Below are 20,662 nucleotides of genomic sequence, written 5' to 3' on the forward strand. Positions count from 1 at the left end.
ATGACAGCGCGGTGATCAGACTTTCAGCAGCTCGCTGGGATCACCCTTGCGGTAGCCGTTGGCTTCATTGAAGAAGCCCAGGTCGGTAACTTTCGAGTAGTCGGCTTCCGGCTTGTTGCCGTACGGGTCGATTGAACCTTCCGGGGTGGTACGGATCGGGAACTTGAAGCGCTTGAGGGTGCCGTTGCGGAACTTGATGGTCCACATGATGGAGTCGGAACCACGCAGCGGCTGCACGGAACCGCCGAGCGGTACGACGTCAGCATAGTGACGGCACTCGATGGCCTGCTGCGGGCAGATCTTCACGCAGGAGTAGCACTCCCAGCACTGCTCCGGCTCCTGGTTGAAAGCTTTCATGGCATGGCCGGTTTCCGAGCCATCCTTGTCCAGCTTCATCAGGTCGTGCGGGCAGATGTACATGCAAGCGGTCTTGTCCTGACCCTTGCAGCCATCGCATTTGTCGGTACGTACAAATGTTGGCATTGGTTGTCGCTCCTTTATTTCAGGGTTTTAACTGCTGCGTTTAGGAACCGCATTCGGTCGGAAATGCCGAAGGGCCGTCGGGCTCTATTTGTCGTAATCCCGACGCCAGGAAACGCTCTAGAGTATAGGCACTGTTTCTCGATTCGCACGGCTATTTTCCACAGCCCGTCTTCGGGCGCGTTTCCGCGAATCCGAACGGTCCGCTTATGCCGGGTGTGCCTACCTTATCGACTCAGCCGAGGCCCGCCAAACAAAACTATCTTGCGGGGCCATAAAAAAGCTTGATGTTCATAGTATGCTGATCTTGCCATATTTTTTAGACTCTATCCACAAAGGGTATAGAGAAAGGACAGATGCGTCTGATATATTAGTAATATTATCAGGTTCTAATAATCTTTCTTCGGTCGCGGGTGGGATGGACAGCGGATGGTCAACAGGTTCCCGGTCCCCGGTCGAAAACCCCCGAAGAGTGAAGTTTTATGAGCGACATGGCGAAGAATGCGACCGAGGGTCGCACCGAAGTCAAAAACACGACGTGTTACATGTGTGCCTGCCGCTGCGGCATCCGCGTCACCCTCCGGGATGGCGAAGTGCGGTACATCCAGGGCAACCCCGACCACCCGTTAAACAAAGGGGTGATTTGCGCCAAGGGCTCCTCGGGAATCATGAAGCAGTACTCCCCGGCCCGCCTGACCCGCCCCCTGAAGCGCAAGGCCGGTGCCGACCGTGGCGACGCCCAATTCGAGCCGATCTCCTGGGACGAGGCATTCGGAATGCTCGAGGAGCGGCTCGCCCACATCCGCGAGACGGACCCCAAAAAGTTTGCCCTTTTCACCGGCCGTGACCAGATGCAGGCGTTGACCGGTCTGTTTGCGAAGAACTTCGGCACGCCGAACTACGCCGCCCACGGTGGTTTCTGCTCGGTGAACATGGCCGCGGGGATGATTTATACCATTGGCGGTTCGTTTTGGGAATTCGGCGGCCCCGACCTGGACCGGGCCAAGCTGTTCGTGATGATCGGCACCGCCGAGGATCACCACTCGAACCCGATGAAAATGGCCCTGTCCAAGTTCAAGCGAAACGGCGGCCGCTTCATTTCGGTCAACCCGGTGCGCACCGGCTATTCCGCCATTGCCGACGAATGGATCCCGATCAAACCGGGCACCGACGGCGCCCTGATGCTGGCGCTGACCCATGAGATCATCAAGACCGGCCTCTACGATCGCGAATTTCTGATCCAGTACTCCAACGCCGCCGAGTTGGTGAACCTGAACGAGGAGAGCCCGGAGCACGGCATGTTCGTGCGCTTTGAAGTGCCGCCCGAAGAGGGCTGCTTCGATCCGCAGAACAAGCTGTGGTGGGACCGCGAGCTGAACAAGCCGATATCCACCCACACCCCGGGCGCCGACCCCTACCTGCTCGGCGATTTCCGGCTCTCCGACGGCACGCCGGTGAAACCCTCCTTTCAGCTCCTCAAGGAGCGGGTCGAGGAGTACACCCCCGAGTGGGCGGCTGACATTACCGGTATCCCGGCCGAGACCATCCGCCGGCTGGCTCACGAAATGGGTATCACCGCCCGCGACGAGAAGATCGAGTTACCCATCGCCTGGACCGACACCTGGGGTAACGAACACCAATCGGTCACCGGCAACCCGGTGGCCTTCCACGCAATGCGCGGCCTGGCGGCTCACTCCAACGGCTTCCATACCATCCGTGCCATGTCGATCCTGATGTCGATACTCGGCACCATCGACCGCCCGGGCGGGTTCCGTCACAAGGCGCCGTTCCCGCGTCCCATTCCGCCCTGTCCGAAGACCCCTACCGGTCCCGAGGACGTTAAGGCGGGGCAGCCGTTGAACGGCATGCCGCTGGGCTGGCCGGCCGATCCCGATGACCTGTTCGTCGATGACAAGGGGCAGCCGGTCCGCATCGACAAGGCCTTCTCCTGGGAGCACCCGCTCTCGGTGCACGGCATGATGCACAACGCCATCACCAATGCCTGGCGGGGCGACCCCTACTCTATAGATACGCTGCTCATCTTCATGGCGAACATGAGTTGGAACTCGAGCATGAATACGGACGAAGTCCGGAAGATGCTTAACGACAAGGACGAAAACGGCGAGTACAAGATCCCCTTTCTGGTCGTAGCCGATGCGTTCCAGTCGGAGATGGTGGCGTACGCCGACCTGGTCCTGCCCGACACCACCTATCTCGAGCGGCACGACGTCATGTCGATGCTCGACCGCCCGATCTCCGAGTTCGAGGGGCCTGTCGACTCGGTGCGTATCCCGGTGGTGCCGCCCAAAGGGGAGTGCAAGCCCTTCCAGGAGGTGCTCATCGAACTCGGCTCGCGCCTCAAGCTGCCGCCTTTCACTCATGAGGATGGTTCCCGCAAGTTCCGCGACTATCCGGATTTCGTCACCAACTTCGAGACCGCCCCGGGCTCCGGTATCGGTTTCCTGGCCGGCTGGCGCGGAAAAGGTGGCGAGAAGTCGATCCGCGGCGAGCCCAATCCCAATCAGTGGGAGATGTACGCCAAGAACAACTGCGTCTTCCAGCACGAGTTGCCCAAGTCCTATCAATACATGCGCAACTGGAACCAGGGTTATCTGCAGTGGGCCCAGGAGCACGGCATGACCCGCTATGCCGAGCCTATCAACGTCCATATCTACTCCGAAGTGCTGCAGAAGTTCCGTCTCGCGGCCCAGGGCAAGACCCAGGGCAAGCAGCCGCCCGACAACCTGCGTCGGCGCATCGATCTGTTCTTCGATCCACTGCCGTTCTACTTCGAGCCGCTGGAATCACAACTGTCGGACAAGCAGGCCTATCCGCTGAATGCCATCACCCAGCGGCCGATGGCCATGTACCACTCCTGGGACTCCCAGAATGCATGGCTGCGCCAGATCCACACCTATAACTTCCTTCACCTCCATCCGAAAACCGCCGAGGCGGCCGGGATCGAGGATGGCGGCTGGATGTGGGTGGAGTCCATGCACGGCAAGGTGCGCTGCATGGCCCGTTACTCCGAGGCGGTCGAACCCGGCACGGTGTGGACCTGGAATGCTGTCGGCAAGGCCTCCGGTGCCTGGAACCTCGACGACGACGCCAACGAGGCCCGCCAGGGCTTTCTGCTCAACCACGTAATTGCCGAGGAACTCCCCGCCCACGACGCCGGCAAGCACATCTCCAACTCCGACCCGGTCACCGGCCAGGCGGGCTGGTACGACGTGCGGGTGCGCGTCTACCCGGCCGGCCCCGACGAGGAGAAGGTGAGCTGGCCGCAGTTCACGCCCATGCCGCAGGTCCCGGGAACGGGGGAACGTCGCCCCTGGCTGAACTACGTTGCGGGCCTGTTCGAGAAGCGTGGTTAAAGAGATCTAACCGCAAAGGGCGCAAAGGAGCGCCAAGTCCAAAGAGGCAATCGCGACAGAACGCACGAAAGCTTAGCGCTCTTCGCGTCCTTGGCGGTTAACAGTTTCAATAAAGGTTTTGGCTATGACGCAATTGGCTCTTGTTATCGATTTGAATGTCTGCGTGGGCTGTCACGCCTGCGTGACATCCTGCAAGCAGTGGAATACCTCGGGTCCCGCCGGTCCGATGTTCGACGATAACCCGTTCAGCAAGGACCCGACCGGAACGTTCTTCAACCGCGTGCAGACCTACGAAGTGGGGGAATTCCCGACTACGGAGACAGTTCACTTCCCGAAGAGTTGCCTGCATTGTGAAGATGCGCCCTGCGTTCCGGTATGCCCCACCGGCGCCAGTCACAAACGTGCCGAGGATGGCATCGTCCTGGTGGACTACGACAAATGTATCGGCTGCAAATACTGCTCCTGGGCCTGCCCCTACGGCGCCCGCGAGCTGGATGAATACCAGAAGGTCATGAAGAAGTGCACCCTCTGCGTGGATCGCATCTACGACGAGGCGCTGCCCGAATCCGAGCGCAAGCCCGCCTGCGTACTGGCCTGTCCGACCAGTGCCCGTCTGTTCGGGGATGTGCATAATCCGGACTCGGAGGTCTCGGTGGCGATCCGCGAGCAGGGTGGTTACCAGCTGATGCCCGAGTGGGGCACCAAGCCGGCCAACCACTACCTGCCGCGGCGCAAAACCCGCAAGACCATCCACGAGGATGAGCTGGTGCGCTCGGACAACCCGCTCAAGAAGGAAGACATCCGCCGTGAAACCAGCAAGGAAGTCACGCTGGACGACTGGCTCATGTAAGTGGCGAGTCGCGAGTTCCTAGTGGCTAGGGGTGTTTCCTAGCCACTCGATACTAGCTACTAGAAACTGGAGTTAAAGATGCATCCCGCATTTTCAGTAATCTTTCTGACCACCTTCATCGGCGTGGGACAGGGCCTGTTCCTGGCCCTGTTTACCCTGCAGAGCTACTCGGCGCTCGAGCTGCTGCCGGTTCAGGACTCCCGTGAATTTTTTGCTGCGGGCAGTTTCCTGGCGCTGCTGTTTCTGGTGGCCGGGCTTGGCGCGTCGGTATTCCACCTGGGTAAACCATCCTTTGTCATCACGCGGGCCTGGCGGGCCGCTTCCCAGTGGCGGACCTCCTGGCTGTCACGCGAGATTGTCTTCATCCCCGCCGTGATCGCCCTGGTGTTTCTTTATGGTCTGCTCCACTATCTCGGCTGGGAGGCGAACCTGTTCGATGTGGATATCGCCGGCCAGCTCACCCTGGTCATCGGCACGGTAACCACCCTGTTCGTATTTGCCCTGTTCGTTTCCACAGCCATGATCTACGCCGCCATCAAGTTTCTCCAGGAGTGGGCCAGTCCGCTGACCGTACTCAACTACACCCTGCTTGGCATTGCCTCCGGCTTTACACTGGCTACTGCCTTCGCCGCCTGGCAGGCCCCGGTACTGGTGAATTTCTTCGGCGGTTGGGCGATTCTGTTCACCCTGGCTGCACTGGGTACGCGCACCGCCTCACTGATTCGCAACGCACGCATCAAGCACAAGTCCACCCTGCAGACCGCTATCGGCGTGCGTCACAACCATATCGAGCAAAAGGCGATGGGCATGATGGGCGGCTCCTTCAATACCCGGGAATACTTCCACGGCAAAACCGCAGCCTTTCTGAAGTCGATAAAATGGATCTTCCTGGTGCTGGTGTTTGCGGTTCCGCTCATCCTGCTTGCCATCGGCATGGGAACCGACAGCCTGGGCCTGCTTGCGGCGGCCTTCATCAGCCAGTACGTAGGCCTGCTGTTCGAGCGCTGGTACTTCTTTGCCCAGGCGAACCACCCCCAGAACCTATATTATCAGACGATCTAAGTGGCTAGTAGCTAGTGGCTAGTGGCTAGGAAAAGCGGGGCGGTGCGTGCTGCCACCCTACGCGGCCTAGCCACTCGCCACTAGCCACTCGCAACTGTTTTATATCCCTATCATTCTCTCCTATTACTAAACCCCCTGACCTGTAGTGTATATTTTCCGGCATTGTCCTGTGTCGACGTAGACGGAATCCCCACAGGAATGCCGCCGAAACAACACTGCTGCTAATTCGAAATTGCGAAACACCGGACCCGCGCCGCGGGTGATTGCCGGGAATAAAACCCAAAACAGGAGAACGTGATGATCAAACCGCACGGTTCCGACGAGCTGAATCCCTTGTTCGTCTATAACCCGGACGAGCACGACGCCTTGAAGCGCGAGGCCGAGAGCCTGCCCTCCATGCAGCTTTCCTCTGCCGCTGCTGCCAACGCAGTGATGCTGGGGGCCGGCTACTTCAACCCGCTCACCGGCTACATGACCCTGGCCGATGCCGTGAGTGTGGCGGAGAACATGCATACGGCGTCGGGTCTTTTCTGGCCGACACCGGTGCTGAATCTCACCACCAGGGAACAGTTCGATGCGCTGAACGGCGCCAAACGCGTTGCCCTGCGTGATCCGAACGTCGAGGGTAATCCGGTACTGGCGGTGATGGACATCGACAATGCCGAAGAAGCCAGCGCCGAACAGATGGCCTTAATTACCGAGAAGGTCTACCGCACCACCGATAGCGAGCATCCCGGCGTTGCCGCTTTCAACGGCCAGGGCAACATGGTGCTTTCCGGTCCGATCAAGGTGCTGAACTTCTCCTACTTCGCGGAGGATTTCCCCGACACCTTCCGCACCGCTGTCGAGATCCGCAACGAGATCAAGGAGCATGGCTGGAAGAAGGTGGTTGCCTTCCAGACCCGCAATCCGATGCATCTGGCCCACGAAGAGCTCTGCCACATGGCCATGGAGCGACTCGGCTGCGACGGACTGGTCATCCACATGCTGCTCGGCAAATTGAAGAAGGGTGACATTCCCGCCCCGGTGCGCGATGCCGCCATCCGCAAGATGGTCGAACTCTACTTCCCGCCGAACTCCGCCATGGTCACCGGCTACGGTTTCGACATGCTCTATGCCGGTCCGCGCGAGGCGGTACTGCATGCAGTGTTCCGCCAGAACATGGGCGCCACCCACTTCATCATCGGCCGCGACCACGCCGGTGTGGGTGACTACTACGGCGCCTTCGACGCGCAGACCATTTTCGATGAAGAAGTGCCCAAAGGCGCTTTGGAAATCGAGATCTTCCGCGCCGATCATACCGCCTGGTCGAAGAAGCTGAACAAGGTGGTCATGATGAGCGAAGCCCCGGATCATACCAAGGAGGACTTCGTACTGCTCTCCGGCACCAAGGTGCGCGAAATGCTCGCCAACGGCGAAGCCCCGCCCAAGGAGTTCTCGCGTCCGGAAGTGGCCAAGATCCTCATCGATTACTACCAGAACGCCTGATACCAGGTCGTAAGGTACAAAAAAAGGGGTGCGCTTCGGCGCACCCCTTTTTTATTGTCATCAATAAAGGCGATGGGTTTCGCTACCGCTCCACCCATCCCGCCAGTGGCCAACAACAAACCTTGCCACTCACTAGCTACTCGCCACTAGTCACTCGCCACTGCCGTTTTCATTCATCCGTCGAAAGTATCGGGTGGCTGGCAACAGCATCTTCCCAGCCCGCCGGCAGCGAGTGCGCAATACCCTTGTGGCAATCGATACAGGTCTTGCTCGGCGACAGGCCGTCAATCGCATCCCAGTAGTGCGGGTCGTGGCGATCCGCACTACGCGCCTGCTGCTTCCCCAGGTCCATGGATTCGAATTTGTGACAGTTGCGGCACTCACGTGAATCCGTGGACTTCATCCGTTCCCACTCGCGCATGGCCATATCGAGCCGGTTCTCTTCGAATTTTTCCGGCGTATCGATGGTGCCCATCAGTTTGTGGTAGAGCTCACTGCTTGCCTTGATCTTGCGCACGACCTTGTGCTTCCAGTCTTTTGGAACGTGGCAGTCCGGACAGGTGGCGCGCACACCCGTACGATTGGTGAAGTGGACGGTTTCCTGAAGTTCCTGAAACACATTCTCCTCCATCTCGTGACAGGAAATGCAGAAAGACTCCGTGTTCGTCGCCTCCATCGCCCAGTTGAAACCACCCCAGCCGGCAACACCAACCACGATACCGACAATCAATAAAGTGACCGCGGATTTAGCAAACATACTGAATACCTTTCATCGCTGAATAATCGTTGGGCCGGTGGACCTACTTTGCTCCCTGAAAGCTGTTTTCCACCAACTCCGGGGCATCGCTTTGCGGCGCATGGCACTGGTTGCAGAAGTAGCGACGGGAGGACATCTTCTCCATCGTCTTTCCATCGCGCGAGAGGAAATGGCTCTCCCCCACCTTGGGCGCCTCCTCCTTCTCGTAGTTTTCCTCGCTGTGACAGCGCATGCAGGTATTGGTCTTCAGCGTAATCTGGTCTTTTTCAATGCTGTGCGGGATCATCGGCGGCTGCAGTTTGTAGCTACGATCAAAGCCGCCCCGCTCTGCGATGGGCTTTACTGCCGTGGCGGGTCTGGAATCTTCGGTGATATCCAAATCGCCCCTCAGTGAACGGACCTCCGCACTTGCTGTGGACGGGTTCGCCATGAAGCCCGCCAGTCCCATCACTACGATCAGTGTCGTTTTTTTCATGAGAACCTCCACCATCTAGTTACCGGTCGTTATCAGAAGGTCCGGGCAGGCGATTCAGCCATACCAGGACCTGTCACTGCTTTACTTGAAAACGCGTACCGAAGTTGAAGACATCCTTCGAACAGATATCGATGCAACGGCCGCAGTTAGTGCACTCTCCAGCCAAAATGGCCGGACCTGTGTTCTGCTCGGCGCCCTTGAGCGCCGGTCGAATGACCTGGGGCTCCGGACAGACTGCAAAGCACTCCATGCAGTCATTACAAGCCTCACGCCGGTCGGCCCGCACCCGCATCAGACTGAACTTTCCGATCAATCCGTAGGTTGCCCCCATCGGGCAGATACGGCTGCACCAGCCGCGCCTGGCGACAAACAGGTCGAACAGGAACACCCCGAGCACGACGGCCCATACCATTCCACTCCCGAAAATGATGCCGCGGTGGACCAACGAGACCGGATTGATCAGTTCGTACGCCATGCCCCCCGATGCCAGCGCCACCAGCAACACCATCGCCAGCATCCAGTAACGGACGTGGTACGAGAATCGCGTGGCGGGTTTGATGCCCAGCCTCTCCCGCAGCCAGTTGGCCGCATCGGTGACCATATTCAACGGACACACCCAGGAGCAGTAGACGCGGCCTCCCACCACCAGATAGAAACCGGTGACGATGAATACGCCCGTAATCGCCGTAGCCACCGGGGTGATGAAGCCGGCGGCCAGCATCTGCAAAAACACCATCGGTTCGGTCATCGGTACGCTGTCCAGCAACAGGCTCGACGACAGGTTCCCTTTGATAATCCACAGCCCCGCCCACGGCCCCAGGAGAAACAACACGAGGATGCCGACCTGACTCAGGCGCCGCAGCAGCAACCATCGATGGGCCTGTAACCAGCCCTTGGCCGCAATGGCATCGGCACCGAGACGCTGGTATCCGGCCATCACTCACCCCCGTCCAGATCGCGGTTAAGCGTATCGAGGGGATCAGCCGCAAACGGTGTTGTCGGCTCGTCCGTCACCAGACCCTCACCGGCATGTTCATAGCGCATGCCCTCCGGGAGGTTGTAACGATGCTCCGTGTCGGGGGTAACCAGTGCCTTACCGGCCTTGGCCTTTTCCTCCCAGCCGACCCGGTAATGGCTGCCCAGTTCACCTTTGGCCAAATGCTGGGGTAAAACCTTGATGGCGGCCTCCTCCAGAATGCATGCCTGTTCACACAGACCGCAGCCGGTACACGCATCCGAATGCACGACAGGAATGAACAGGGCGTGCTTGCCCGAACGCAGATTGGGCCGCCGTTCCACGGTAATGGCCTCGCCTCGCACCGGACAGACGTTGAAGCACACCTCGCAGCGAAGCCCGAGAAAGGCGATGCAGGTCTCCTGATCGACCACCACTGCCAGGCCCATGCGCGCCTCGTTAATGTCGGTCAGATCATGGTCCAGCGCTCCGGTGGGACACACCGGGACACAGGGAATGTCCTCGCACATCACGCAGGCGTTCTCACGGGCGACGAAGTAGGGAGTGCCGGTCGGTATCCGATCACCCAGCTGGCCGAGCTGCAACACATCGTAGGGACAATCCCGCACGCACAACCCGCAACGGGTACAGGCGGAGAGAAACTCTTCTTCCGGAAGAGCTCCGGGCGGCCGAATCGCAGTCGCCGGCAGAGCGCCGGCACGCGAGTACAAGCCGATACCCAAACCCAACAGGCCAACACCACAGGCGGTCCTTGCCACATCGGCAATGAACCGGCGGCGACTGGTGGCCCTGTTGCCCTTATCCGGGCGGCGTTCGCTGCGTACGGTATCCGTCATTGCTGCAATCACCTGAGTGGCTATGCCCACTCCGATACGCTTTCAGATTGACTGGTGATGCCGGCGACCGCTCTTACCCGGCCGCCGGCATTCCGGTCCCACCTACGCCCTCACCACCTTGACCGCGCACTTCTTGTAATCGGTCTCTTTGGAAAGGGGATCGGTGGCATCGAGTGTGACCTTGTTGATCAGACGACTGGCGTCGAACCAGGGCACAAACACCAGACCCTCCGGCGGCCGGTTGCGACCACGGGTCTCGACACGGGTGATGATCTCGCCACGGCGCGATACCACCTTTACCTTCGCACCGTCGCGCAGCCTGCGTTTGCGGGCGTCGTTGGGATGCATGAAGATCACCGCATCCGGCACGGCGCGGTGGAGCTCCGGTACCCGCCGGGTCATGGAACCGGAGTGCCAGTGTTCCAGGACACGGCCGGTGGAGAGCCACAGGTCGTATTCCTTGTCCGGACTCTCGGCCGCAGGCTCGTATGGCGCGGTGATGATGTTGGCCTTGCCATCGGGCTTGCCGTAAAACTTCACGCCATCCCCTTTCGCCACGTGCGGGTCGTAGCCCTCACGGAAGCGCCACAGGGTCTCCTTGCCATCGATAACCGGCCAGCGCAGACCCCGTGCCTTGTGGTAGGCCTCGAAGGGGGCCATTTCGTGACCCTTTTTGATGATGTCGGGCGCGGAGTTGAACAGGCGGTACTCCTCGAACAGCCCCTTCTGGGGGTAGTATCCGAAGTGTTCCATTTCGTCGTTGTCGTACTTGTTGCCGCGATCGTCGGTGACCTGCTGTTTCGAGAACCTGTTGACCTGGCCATTCTCGTAGAGCACCTCATAGAGGGTCTTGCCCTTGTAATCCGGCGCCTTGTCCAGCAGCTCTGCGGGCCACACCTCTTCCATCTTGAAGCGCTTGGCGAATTCCATCAGCTGCCACAGATCGGATCGGGAATCACCCGGGGCACTGGTCTGCTGACGCCAGAACTGGGTGCGGCGCTCGGCGTTGCCGTAGGCCCCCTCCTTCTCGATCCACATCGCGGTGGGCAGGATCAGGTCGGCGGCCGTGGCCGAAACCGTCGGATAGGGGTCCGAGACGGTGACAAACGTGTCCGGGTTGCGCCAGCCGGGCAGGGATTCCTCATTGAGGTTGGCCGCCGCCTGCATGTTGTTGTTGCACATGACCCAGAAGGTGTTCAGCTTGCTGTCCTTGAGCATGCGATGCATGAGAACGGCGTGGTAGCCGACCTTGCCGTTGAGTGTCCCCTCGGGCAACTGCCAGACCTTTTCGGAGAATGCGCGATGCTCCGGCTTTGCGACCACCAAATCGGCGGGCAGACGATGACAGAAGGTACCCACCTCGCGTGCGGTACCGCAGGCGGAAGGCTGCCCGGTCAATGAAAACGGACTGTTGCCCGGTTCGGAGATCTTGCCCATCAACAGATGGATGTTGTAGACCAGCCCGTTCATCCAGACACCGCGGGTGTGCTGGTTCATGCCCATGGTCCAGAAGGAAGTGACCTTCTTCGAGGGGTCGGCATAGGCCTTGGCCAGGCGCAGCAGCTGATCCTTCGGCACGCCGGAGAGTTCGGAGGCGTGCTCCACGGTGTAGGGCTCGACCGACTTGGCGTACTCCTCGAAGGAGATCTTGCTGAGCTTGCCCTTGCCGGCATTCTTGGCGGCCTTTTCCAGAGCATGCTCGGGGCGCAGGCCGTAACCGATGTCGGTCGGGGTCTTGGTGAAGTTGACGTGCTTGTCCAGGAACGCCTGGTCATAGGCCTTGTTCTGGATGATGTAGTTGGCGATGTAGTTGCCGATGGCCAGATCGGTCTGCGGAGTGAAGACCATGCCGTTGTCGGCCAGCTCGAAACAGCGGTGCTCGTAGGTGGAGAGCACATGTACTTCGCAACCCGGCCTGGTCAGACGGGTATCGGTAAGTCGCGACCAGAGGATCGGGTGCATCTCCGCCATATTGGCGCCCCACAGCACAAACACATCGGCGTGCTCGAGGTCGTCATAGCAGCCCATCGGCTCGTCGATACCGAAGGCGCGGATGAAGGCACCGACCGCCGAGGCCATACAGTGACGGGCGTTCGGATCGAGGTGGTTGGAGCGGAAGCCGGCCTTCATCAGTTTGGACGCGGCATAACCCTCCCACACCGTCCATTGGCCGGACCCGAACATGCCGACACGCGAAGTCAGTTGGTCGGCCGGTTTACCGGCATTCTCCTCCAGGCTCTTCTTGAGGGCCGGCTTCCAGTGTGCCGCCATCACGTCGAAGGCTTCATCCCAGGATACCGGTTCAAAATCACCGTTCTTGTCGTATTTACCGTTGCTCTTGCGCAGCAGGGGCTGGGTGAGACGGTCCTTACCGTAAAGGATCTTGGGAAGGAAATAACCCTTGATGCAGTTCAGGCCGCGGTTGACGGGTGCATCCGGATCGCCCTGAGAGGCGACGACCTTTCCGCCCTTGGTGCCGATCAGCACCGAACAACCGGTGCCGCAATAACGGCATGCCGCCTTGTCCCAGCGGATCCCGTCATCCTCCTGGGCCAGCGCCCCATTGAGCCCGGGCAAGGTAATACCCGCAGCCGCGGCGGTGGTGGTAACGGCCGTATTTCTTATAAATTCCCGCCGTGTCTGTTTCATTGTGTGACCTCCTCGGCATACGCCTCGGTTTCTTCGGAATGGTGGTAGATCATCGACGCTGAAATGACGCCCTCCAGCCTCTGAAAATCCAGCAGTGCATCGGCCATCCGGTCGTTGTCGTCCTGTTCCAGAGTCACGACCATACGGCCATCCTCGTTGGAACCGTGTACTTCGACGCCATCGACCATCAGCAGTCGTTCGCTGACGACTTCAAGGTTTTCGGGTCTGGCGTGGACCAAAACGCCACAGATATTCATGACGGACTCTCCTCGGCAGATTTGCGTACGGCGACGGCCCCGGTTGGACACGGCGCAACACACGCACCACATCCGTTACAGGCCGACGCATCGAACTGAAGCAGCGCCACCCCGCCCACCGCCAGGCGGAAGCGGATAGCGCCGTGCTCACACCGTTCGCCACAGGTGCGGCAAATAACGCCCCCCTTTGCCAGGCAATTGCCGTCGATGTGCGCGACCAGGTCCCACTGGGCTGATACTTCGGGATCGGAAGTGATCACGCCCTTGGGGCATGCATCGGCGCAAGCGCTGCAGAAGATGCATTCGCCACGGGAGAAATCGAGAGCGGGAAAGCCGCCTCGCCCTCTGATCAGGGCGCCGGTTTCACAGGCGCTGATGCAATCGCCGCAACCACTGCAGCGGGAGACGAAAATGGCTTCATCGACCGACCCGGGGGGGCGAATCGGCCGCTTCGCACCGCTGAAATCTCCACGCAGAAACTGTGCGCGGCTGATGGTTTTTTCCATGATCGCTTTACTCCCGCTCAACTAACTGGCATAAACCGCATGAACCGTGTGGGTTCGACATTAGGACCCCAGCCTCCTCCAGACCTTGATGTAAATCAAGCCAATGGAAGGTGTCTAAATCCGAGCAAAACAGGCGGCCATCACCAAATCCCATAACGGTTTCAAGGGCATAGGGGATATCTACCGCAAAGGTGGTATCACGCACGAGGTACACAGATACCCCCTATTTTCCGAAGGGGAACCGGGTTGCTCAGCCAGCCGGCACGCATCTGCGGCGTGTGCCCGTCGCAAGTGAAGCCCGCGCCCTGCCCGGGGACTTTGTTGCTGGCAAATAGGGCGAAGCCTATACTCGGTGTGATGAACAAAACGCTGCTTGACACCTTCGGGCGCACCATCGAATACGTTCGCCTCTCCGTGACGGATCGGTGCGATCTCCGCTGCTTCTACTGCATGCCCCAGGGCTTCCGCGATTTTGAAGCGCCGGAACACTGGCTGACCTTCGATGAAATCGAAAAGGTAATGGCCGCCTTCGCCGATTTGGGCGTGAAACGGGTACGACTCACAGGTGGGGAACCGCTGGTGCGCAAAGGCTTGCCTGAGCTGACCTCCCGCCTCGCGGCGTTGCCGGGGATCGAGGATCTCTCCCTGTCCTCAAATGCGGTGCAATTGGCACGTGATGCCAAGGCCCTGTACGAGGGAGGCGTCAGACGGCTCAACATCAGCCTCGATTCTCTCCGTCCGGAGCGTTTCAAGGAGATCACCGGAGGTCGCCTGGACAAGGTTTTGGCGGGCCTGCGAGCCGCCAGGGAGACGGGCTTTGATCCCATCAAGATCAACATGGTGGTGATGCGCGGCATCAATGACGACGAGGTGGAGGCAGTGACCGACTTCTGCCTTGAGCATGGTTTTACCCTGCGCTTCATCGAAACCATGCCGATGGGCGAAACCGGGCGGGAAGCGAGCGAAATGTTTCTCGACCTTCGGGAAGTTCGGGAGCGCCTGGAGAAGCGTTTCGACCTGGTCCCCGGAGTCATGCCGGGCGGCGGTCCGGCCCGCTATGTCCAGGTGACCGGCACCGATCTCCGGATCGGCTTCATTACCCCCATCTCACAGCACTTCTGCGACACCTGTAACCGGGTTCGGCTTGGCGTCGACGGGACCCTCTATACCTGTCTCGGCCAGGATCACAGCTACCCACTGCGGGAACACCTGCGGAATGGTGCCACTCACGACGAAATCAGAGCGCACATACTCAAAGCTATTGCGCTGAAGCCGGAGCGTCACGAGTTCAACGAAAAGCCGGGGCGGATCGTGCGCTTCATGTCGATGACGGGCGGCTAGTCGAGTACATCTTCAATTGCACCACAAACGTACCGCAGCAAGTCGACCTAACCCTTGATACCGATCATTGGCTCGAGCCGGGCCACCTTTCTCGCAAGGCCGGCCCGGTCCGTCGCCTCCACCACACCAGCCACCTCCTTATAGGCGCCCGGGGCTTCCTCGGCCACGCCACGCAACGAGCGGCTCTTCACGATGATCCCCCGCGCAGCCAGCTCGTCAACCACCTGCCGACCCTGCCACTGACGGGTGGCCGCATGCCGGCTCATGGCACGGCCGGCACCGTGACAGGCGGAGCTGAACGCACGCTGTTCACTCTCCTGCGTGCCGGCCAGGATGTACGAGGCGGTGCCCATAGAGCCGCCGATGATCACCGGCTGCCCCGCCTTCCGGTACTCTTCGGGGAGCTCCGGGTGGCCGGGTCCGTAAGCCCGGGTCGCCCCTTTCCGGTGAACGAACAGACCACGCGAACGGCCGTCAACATAATGCGGTTCCGCCTTGCAGGTGTTGTGGGAGACGTCATAGACCAGCTCCAGCTGCGCCTCGGGAAACACGCGGGCGAAGACCTCCCGGGTCATTTGGGTGAGGATCTGTCGATTGGCGAGGGCGCAATTGATGCCGGCCCGCATTGCGCCCAGGTATCTCTGCCCCAGGGGCGACTCGATGGGGGCGCAGGCAAGCTCCCTATCGGGCAGCTCAATGCCCAGACCTGGCGCGGCGATGACCATTTCCCGGAGAAATTCGGTACCGATCTGATGGCCGAGCCCCCGGGAGCCGCAGTGGATACTCACCACGATGTCATCTTCGGCCAGCCCGAAAGCCGCCGCCGCTTCCGGATCGTAACAATTCACCACACGCTGGACTTCCAGGTAGTGGTTCCCCGACCCCAGCGTTCCCATTTCATCGCGTTGACGCTCTTTGGCCCTTTGCGAGACGACCGAGGGCTCCGCCCCCTCCATGCAGCCGTGCTCCTCCACCCGCAGGAGGTCCTCCGGCCGCCCAAACCCGTTCTCCACGGCCCAGCGCGCTCCCCCCGCCAGCATGTCATCCATTTCCCGTCCGGTCAGCCGGTAGCTGGTCGTACTGCCGACGCCTGCCGGGATGGTCCGGAACAGTTCGTTGGCAAGGCGTTCCCTGCCGGCTTCGAGCTGCGCCCGGGTCATCCCGGTTCGCAGTGTCCGAACACCGCAGGAGATGTCGAATCCCACTCCGCCGGCTGAAATCACTCCGCCCGCCGTCGGGTCGAACGCTGCCACCCCACCGATCGGAAAGCCGTAGCCCCAATGGGCATCCGGCATGGCATAGCTTGCGCCCACAATACCGGGCAGCGAGGCGACATTGCAGGCCTGCTCGAAGACCTTGGCATCCATGGCGTTGACCAGCGATTCGCTGGCGTAGATCACCGCCGGAACCCGCATGGGCCCCGTCTGCGGAATTACCCATTCATGCTCGGAGCGCCGCTCCAGACCGGAAATGGCCATTGCCGTCCCTCTTGGTAGCCGCATGCTTGAAACCAGCCGGGCATTCCCTTTCGCTCAAATATCGACGACGGTCTGCGCAACCCAGCGTTCGGCCTCCCGATAAACCCGCAAAGCCGTATAGGTAGCCCCCTTGATCTCGACCGCCGGGCCGTGCCGCTCCCGATTGACCGGTTCCCCCCATGCACTACCGGACAGGCGCGGCCCCTCGATGCGGACATCGAACCGGCTGAACAGCAGATGGCGTGTGGCCATCTCGTAAATGAGGGCGTTCAGCCAGTCGACCAGCAACAGTTCCAGATCCGGGGCCTCGCAGCGGATCGTCACCTGAGTCTCCGGACGGACCGATACCGGATCGGTCACCACCGCAGTCATGGCGAGTCCCGTCTGTTCGAAGGCAGTGTCGGGCCTGTCTCCCCAGCCCCGCACGCCCATATCCGCCTCGTGGGGAAACAGCTCGTAACCCGCCGAGTCTGCCGCTTTCATTCAGAAGGTCCGACTGGTGCCACCATAGGCCTCAACCTCCCCGGCATCGAAACCGTATGCCACGTCCACTCGCAGGGACAGATCGACAAACCACGTCACGTCCCAGCGCAGTCCGAATCCGGCACCGACGCGCAGTTCGGTAAGATCCGTGTCGAGAACGTCCGGATAGACGTTTCCGATATCCGCGAACAATACGGCTCGCAGCCTGCGCCAAACGGGTTTCAGGTACTCGATATTGGCGAGCACCATGGCATTACCGTCCAGGGAATCGTAGCCGCGCAGGGTATCCGCGCCACCTATGTGGTAGGCCAGCGCCCCGAACTTGCGGCCGTTGGCCATCCCGAACCGCAGCTGCCAATTGAGGTTGTGGCCATCGCCATAGGCATGATAACGACGATAGAAAACGGTGTGGCGGTTATAGAAATCGTCGGAGCCCAGCTCCTTGAGGCCAATATTCGTCTCATAACCCGTGACGCCACCGCTGCGGTAGTAACCGTGGTCCTGCAGGGCATCGAAAAGGATCGACCCGTTAAGTGTCACCGCCTGGTCATCCTCCAGGAGACTCGCGCCTGAGAGCCGCGAAAAATCCCGCTGCTCCAGAGTCAATCCACCACCGATTCGCCAGCCACGGGAGGGACCGAGGGTATCCAGCCAGCGTGATATCCCAACACCAATCCGCCGATATTCGCGCTGATAGCGAGCCTCGGTGCTATCTTCAGTGACGTCGAAGTCCGTGCGCTCGATTTTAAAATCGGCATCCAGGTTATAGAAGGTCCCTTCGATTCGGGGATAGCTGTAGTCCGCTGAAAGTTCACGCTTGAGTGCGTCCTCGTCATTCACATGATCCGAGGTATCCAGGGTCACTTTCAGCCGCTGGTTGACACCGCCGATATTGTCCAGGCGCAGCTCGGCACCATAGCTGTAACTTCCATCGGGGTCACCGTCGAGCCGCGGCAGAGGCAGCACGTAGTACTTTTCCTTAACGGAGATGGTCAGCAACTGGCCTTCGGCCACATCAGTCAGTTCCCAACGAACCCATTCGAACAGGCCCAGGTTCATGATGGCCTGACGCGAATTTTCAATGGCCTCGGAATCGGCAGTCTCACCCACTGCAACCGTCATCTCCTGCAGCAGGATGCGGTCTTTGGTGACGCGGTTGCCCTCGAAGCGGATATCGGTGATCCGTTCGGAGGCATCCACGGCACTACTGAGCAGCATCAGCAGAAGCAACCATGACCCGACTCGCATAGATCCCCGGCTTTCAAGTGAGCATGTAGACGCCCAGTCCGGCAAGGAACAGGGCAAACAGCCGCTTCAGGACGTCACCCGGCAGGGCGTGAGCGAGGCGCGCCCCGAGCGGAGCGAACAGCATGCTGGCGGCAACCACGCCCCCTATCGCCGGCCAGTACAGGTAACCGGTACTTGCCGCAGGAAGCGCGGATTCACCCCAGCCGGCTGCGGCAAAGCCGAGCGCACCGGCCAGGGCAATAGGCATTCCGCAGGCCGCGGAGGTGGCCACGGCGTTGCGTATCGCCACGTTATTCCAGGTCAAAAACGGCACCGTCAGGGTGCCACCGCCGATCCCCACAATTGCGGAAACGGTACCTATGACGCCACCCGCTGCAAACAGCCCCGGAGTGCCCGGCAGTGTGCGGTGCGGGGCGGGCTTCAGCCCCAGCCCCAGTTGAACCGCAACGGCCAGTTCGAAGATGCCGAAGATACGTCGCAGTCCCGTACCAGGCAACCAATCAGCAATCACCGCCCCCAGCAAGGCACCCACCACAATCCCCGGCGCGAGACGTCCAACCAGCCGCCACTGCACGGCCCCGCGACGATGGTGAGCACGCACGGAAGCGAGGGATGTAAATACGATCGTAGCGAGTGAGGAGCCGATTGCCAGATGCATCAGCACCTCCGGTGCCATTCCCGCACGTGCGAAAGCGAAAGCCAGCACGGGGACGATGACCAGCCCGCCCCCGACGCCGAACAGACCGGCCAGAACGCCGGCAAAGGCTCCGACCGCGAGATAGAGGTAAATATCGGGCATTGTATGGCAGTGGAAAGTGGAAAGTGGAAAGTGGAAAGTGGAAAGTGGAAAGTGGAAAGTGGAAAGTGGAAAGTGGAAAGTGGAGAGTGGAGAGTGGAGAGTGGATAGGATAAAAAATCCTAGCTCCTCGCTACTAGCCACTCACTTCCTAGCTACTCGCCACTAGCAACTCGCCACTCACCGTCACCTGATCCAGATCGTCTTGGCGTTGACGAATTCACGGATGCCGTGGTGCGAGAGTTCACGGCCGTAGCCGGACTGCTTGATGCCGCCAAAGGGCAGGCGCGGATCACTTTTTACCATACCGTTGACGAACGCGCAGCCGCACTCCAGCGCACGCGCAAAGGCTTCGCCCCGCTGGGTATCTGCGCTCCATACGCTGCCCCCCAACCCGAACGGAGAGTCATTGGCGATCCGCAGGGCATCGGCCTCGTCGCGGGCACGCAGGACTATGGCCACCGGTCCGAACAACTCCTCGCTGTAAGCGGGCATGCCCGGCTCCACCCGGTCGAGGATCGAGGCGGCATAGAAGGCACCCTCTCCCTCCAGTGGCCGGCAGCCGGTGACGGCCTCCGCACCCTGTTCGATACTGGCGATGACCTGCCTGTGAAGGTCATCACGCAGGTCGGTGCGGGCCATGGGGGGCAGCGTCGCCTGCTCCGTCATCGGGTCACCCGGGACAAGGGCCTCGACGCCTGCCTTGAAGCGTGCCAGGAAGTTCTCGGCCACCGCATCCACGAGGATGAAACGCTTGGCCGCGATGCAGCTCTGTCCGCCGTTCAGGAAGCGGGAGGTGACGGCCGCCCGGGCGGCGCCATCGAGGTCGGCGTCTTCCAGTACCACGAAAGGGTCGGAGCCACCCAGTTCCAGGACACTCTTTTTCAGATGGGCTCCCGCAGCAGCGGCCACCTTCCGTCCGGCCGAATCGCTGCCGGTCAGGGTTACCGCCTGGACCCGCAGGTCGGCGATCACCCCCTCCACCTGAGAGGCGCCGATCATCAGCGAACGAAAAACCCCCTCGGGAAAACCCGCCTCGATAAACAGGTTCTCGATGCTTTTGGCGCACTGGGGTACGTTGGAGGCGTGCTTGAGCAAGCCGGTGTTGCCCGCCAGCAGACCGGGTACCGCGAAACGAAATACCTGCCAGAAGGGGAAGTTCCAGGGCATTACCGCGAGCACTGTGCCCAACGGCTGGTAGGCTACCAGACTGCGGGTCGCATCGGACTCCAGGGTCTCATCTGCCAGAAAGCCCGGGCCCGATTCGGCGTAGTAGTCGCAGAGCCAGGCGCACTTGTCGATTTCCCCTCGCGCCTCACCGATCAACTTTCCCATTTCACGAGTGATGATGGCCGCGAGCTGCTCCCGCTGCTCCCGCAGTGTCTCGCCCAGACGGCGGATCAGGAGCGCGCGCCCCTTGACCGGGGTCGCCGCCCAGCCGGGCGTGGCATCGGCGACCTGTTGCAAGACTGAATCCAGCTTTTCGGCATCCCAATAAGCGAATTCAGCAAGTCTCTTGCCGGTGGCCGGATTGACGGAAGTAAATGCCATGCCATTCTCCCCGTATTTAGGTTCAGCAGTAGTATCACATACCGGGCAACCGCAC

The 20,662-nt window shown here is 60.5% G+C and carries 18 protein-coding genes; 5 read left to right on the forward strand and 13 right to left on the reverse strand.

All coding sequences use genetic code 11. From position 1 onward, the window contains the following. Positions 1 to 15: 15 nt before the first annotated feature. Complete coding sequence (gene aprB, locus BLP65_RS03675; protein ID WP_092992735.1) at positions 16 to 483, reverse strand: adenylyl-sulfate reductase subunit beta; 468 nt, start codon at positions 481 to 483, stop codon at positions 16 to 18. Positions 484 to 962: 479 nt separating this feature from the next. Here aprB and BLP65_RS03680 point away from each other — a divergent pair, with 479 nt between their 5' ends. From BLP65_RS03680 to sat, 4 genes are all read left to right on the forward strand, one after another. After that, positions 963 to 3,854, forward strand: a complete 2,892-nt coding sequence (locus BLP65_RS03680; RefSeq protein ID WP_399350929.1) for a molybdopterin oxidoreductase family protein — start codon at positions 963 to 965, stop codon at positions 3,852 to 3,854. A gap of 124 nt (positions 3,855 to 3,978) precedes the next feature. Next, the gene (locus tag BLP65_RS03685; RefSeq protein WP_092992737.1) at positions 3,979 to 4,704 is read left to right on the forward strand and encodes a 4Fe-4S dicluster domain-containing protein; all 726 of its coding nucleotides are present in this window, start codon (positions 3,979 to 3,981) and stop codon (positions 4,702 to 4,704) included. A gap of 78 nt (positions 4,705 to 4,782) precedes the next feature. Further along, complete coding sequence (locus BLP65_RS03690) at positions 4,783 to 5,766, forward strand: dimethyl sulfoxide reductase anchor subunit family protein (protein ID WP_092992739.1); 984 nt, start codon at positions 4,783 to 4,785, stop codon at positions 5,764 to 5,766. A 297-nt stretch (positions 5,767 to 6,063) separates the two neighbouring features. Further along, complete coding sequence (sat, locus tag BLP65_RS03695) at positions 6,064 to 7,254, forward strand: sulfate adenylyltransferase (RefSeq protein WP_092992741.1); 1,191 nt, start codon at positions 6,064 to 6,066, stop codon at positions 7,252 to 7,254. Between the two features lie 169 nt (positions 7,255 to 7,423). Here the strand turns inward: sat and BLP65_RS03700 are convergent, their stop codons facing one another. The 7 genes from BLP65_RS03700 to napF all read right to left on the reverse strand — a co-directional run bounded on the left by BLP65_RS03700 (position 7,424) and on the right by napF (position 13,710). Beyond that, positions 7,424 to 8,011 (reverse strand): NapC/NirT family cytochrome c, encoded by a 588-nt coding sequence (locus BLP65_RS03700; RefSeq protein ID WP_092992743.1) that lies wholly within the window; start codon positions 8,009 to 8,011, stop codon positions 7,424 to 7,426. Between the two features lie 43 nt (positions 8,012 to 8,054). Next, a complete protein-coding gene (locus BLP65_RS03705) occupies positions 8,055 to 8,486 on the reverse strand; it encodes a nitrate reductase cytochrome c-type subunit (RefSeq protein ID WP_092993252.1) in 432 nt (143 codons plus the stop codon). Between the two features lie 73 nt (positions 8,487 to 8,559). Then, on the reverse strand, positions 8,560 to 9,423 hold the full coding sequence (gene napH, locus BLP65_RS03710; protein ID WP_092992745.1) for a quinol dehydrogenase ferredoxin subunit NapH: 864 nt from the start codon (positions 9,421 to 9,423) through the stop codon (positions 8,560 to 8,562). Beyond that, on the reverse strand, positions 9,423 to 10,298 hold the full coding sequence (napG, locus tag BLP65_RS03715; RefSeq protein WP_092992747.1) for a ferredoxin-type protein NapG: 876 nt from the start codon (positions 10,296 to 10,298) through the stop codon (positions 9,423 to 9,425). Before napG ends, napH begins: the two co-directional genes overlap by 1 nt. A gap of 102 nt (positions 10,299 to 10,400) precedes the next feature. Next, on the reverse strand, positions 10,401 to 12,947 hold the full coding sequence (gene napA, locus BLP65_RS03720; RefSeq protein ID WP_092992749.1) for a nitrate reductase catalytic subunit NapA: 2,547 nt from the start codon (positions 12,945 to 12,947) through the stop codon (positions 10,401 to 10,403). Continuing rightward, complete coding sequence (locus BLP65_RS03725; protein ID WP_175452424.1) at positions 12,944 to 13,204, reverse strand: chaperone NapD; 261 nt, start codon at positions 13,202 to 13,204, stop codon at positions 12,944 to 12,946. The genes napA and BLP65_RS03725 overlap by 4 nt, the downstream gene beginning before the upstream one ends. Continuing rightward, the gene (gene napF / locus BLP65_RS03730; RefSeq protein WP_092992753.1) at positions 13,201 to 13,710 is read right to left on the reverse strand and encodes a ferredoxin-type protein NapF; all 510 of its coding nucleotides are present in this window, start codon (positions 13,708 to 13,710) and stop codon (positions 13,201 to 13,203) included. The genes BLP65_RS03725 and napF overlap by 4 nt, the downstream gene beginning before the upstream one ends. Positions 13,711 to 14,067: 357 nt before the next feature. On the opposite strand from napF, the gene moaA reads away from it, so the two are divergent. Then, complete coding sequence (gene moaA, locus BLP65_RS03735) at positions 14,068 to 15,051, forward strand: GTP 3',8-cyclase MoaA (protein ID WP_092992755.1); 984 nt, start codon at positions 14,068 to 14,070, stop codon at positions 15,049 to 15,051. 47 nt (positions 15,052 to 15,098) lie between these two features. Here moaA and BLP65_RS03740 read toward each other — a convergent pair whose 3' ends face one another. The 5 genes from BLP65_RS03740 to BLP65_RS03760 form a co-directional block, all read right to left on the reverse strand. After that, on the reverse strand, positions 15,099 to 16,529 hold the full coding sequence (locus BLP65_RS03740) for an RtcB family protein (RefSeq protein ID WP_092992757.1): 1,431 nt from the start codon (positions 16,527 to 16,529) through the stop codon (positions 15,099 to 15,101). Positions 16,530 to 16,583: 54 nt separating this feature from the next. After that, a complete protein-coding gene (locus tag BLP65_RS03745; RefSeq protein ID WP_092992759.1) occupies positions 16,584 to 17,012 on the reverse strand; it encodes an archease in 429 nt (142 codons plus the stop codon). Then, entirely contained in the window at positions 17,013 to 18,260 is a 1,248-nt protein-coding gene (locus BLP65_RS03750) for a BamA/TamA family outer membrane protein (protein WP_092992761.1), read from the reverse strand. A gap of 13 nt (positions 18,261 to 18,273) precedes the next feature. Then, complete coding sequence (locus tag BLP65_RS03755; protein WP_092992763.1) at positions 18,274 to 19,059, reverse strand: sulfite exporter TauE/SafE family protein; 786 nt, start codon at positions 19,057 to 19,059, stop codon at positions 18,274 to 18,276. Between the two features lie 183 nt (positions 19,060 to 19,242). Further along, on the reverse strand, positions 19,243 to 20,607 hold the full coding sequence (locus tag BLP65_RS03760; RefSeq protein WP_092992765.1) for an NAD-dependent succinate-semialdehyde dehydrogenase: 1,365 nt from the start codon (positions 20,605 to 20,607) through the stop codon (positions 19,243 to 19,245). Positions 20,608 to 20,662: the final 55 nt, after the last annotated feature.

The sequence above is a fragment of the Thiohalomonas denitrificans genome, assembly GCF_900102855.1.
Classification (GTDB): Bacteria; Pseudomonadota; Gammaproteobacteria; order Thiohalomonadales; family Thiohalomonadaceae; genus Thiohalomonas; species Thiohalomonas denitrificans.

Excerpts from the sequence above, each read along its gene's own strand:
- napA (WP_092992749.1), bottom strand. The coding sequence starts at position 12,947 with ATGAAACAGACACGGCGGGAATTTATAAGAAATACGGCCGTTACCACC.
- napG (WP_092992747.1), bottom strand. The coding sequence starts at position 10,298 with ATGACGGATACCGTACGCAGCGAACGCCGCCCGGATAAGGGCAACAGG.
- BLP65_RS03740 (WP_092992757.1), bottom strand. The coding sequence starts at position 16,529 with ATGGCCATTTCCGGTCTGGAGCGGCGCTCCGAGCATGAATGGGTAATT.
- BLP65_RS03690 (WP_092992739.1), top strand. The coding sequence starts at position 4,783 with ATGCATCCCGCATTTTCAGTAATCTTTCTGACCACCTTCATCGGCGTG.
- moaA (WP_092992755.1), top strand. The coding sequence starts at position 14,068 with ATGAACAAAACGCTGCTTGACACCTTCGGGCGCACCATCGAATACGTT.
- BLP65_RS03725 (WP_175452424.1), bottom strand. The coding sequence starts at position 13,204 with ATGAATATCTGTGGCGTTTTGGTCCACGCCAGACCCGAAAACCTTGAA.
- napF (WP_092992753.1), bottom strand. The coding sequence starts at position 13,710 with ATGGAAAAAACCATCAGCCGCGCACAGTTTCTGCGTGGAGATTTCAGC.
- BLP65_RS03745 (WP_092992759.1), bottom strand. The coding sequence starts at position 17,012 with ATGAAAGCGGCAGACTCGGCGGGTTACGAGCTGTTTCCCCACGAGGCG.
- BLP65_RS03750 (WP_092992761.1), bottom strand. The coding sequence starts at position 18,260 with ATGCGAGTCGGGTCATGGTTGCTTCTGCTGATGCTGCTCAGTAGTGCC.
- napH (WP_092992745.1), bottom strand. The coding sequence starts at position 9,423 with ATGGCCGGATACCAGCGTCTCGGTGCCGATGCCATTGCGGCCAAGGGC.
- BLP65_RS03700 (WP_092992743.1), bottom strand. The coding sequence starts at position 8,011 with ATGTTTGCTAAATCCGCGGTCACTTTATTGATTGTCGGTATCGTGGTT.
- BLP65_RS03755 (WP_092992763.1), bottom strand. The coding sequence starts at position 19,059 with ATGCCCGATATTTACCTCTATCTCGCGGTCGGAGCCTTTGCCGGCGTT.
- aprB (WP_092992735.1), bottom strand. The coding sequence starts at position 483 with ATGCCAACATTTGTACGTACCGACAAATGCGATGGCTGCAAGGGTCAG.
- sat (WP_092992741.1), top strand. The coding sequence starts at position 6,064 with ATGATCAAACCGCACGGTTCCGACGAGCTGAATCCCTTGTTCGTCTAT.
- BLP65_RS03685 (WP_092992737.1), top strand. The coding sequence starts at position 3,979 with ATGACGCAATTGGCTCTTGTTATCGATTTGAATGTCTGCGTGGGCTGT.
- BLP65_RS03705 (WP_092993252.1), bottom strand. The coding sequence starts at position 8,486 with ATGAAAAAAACGACACTGATCGTAGTGATGGGACTGGCGGGCTTCATG.
- BLP65_RS03760 (WP_092992765.1), bottom strand. The coding sequence starts at position 20,607 with ATGGCATTTACTTCCGTCAATCCGGCCACCGGCAAGAGACTTGCTGAA.
- BLP65_RS03680 (WP_399350929.1), top strand. The coding sequence starts at position 963 with ATGAGCGACATGGCGAAGAATGCGACCGAGGGTCGCACCGAAGTCAAA.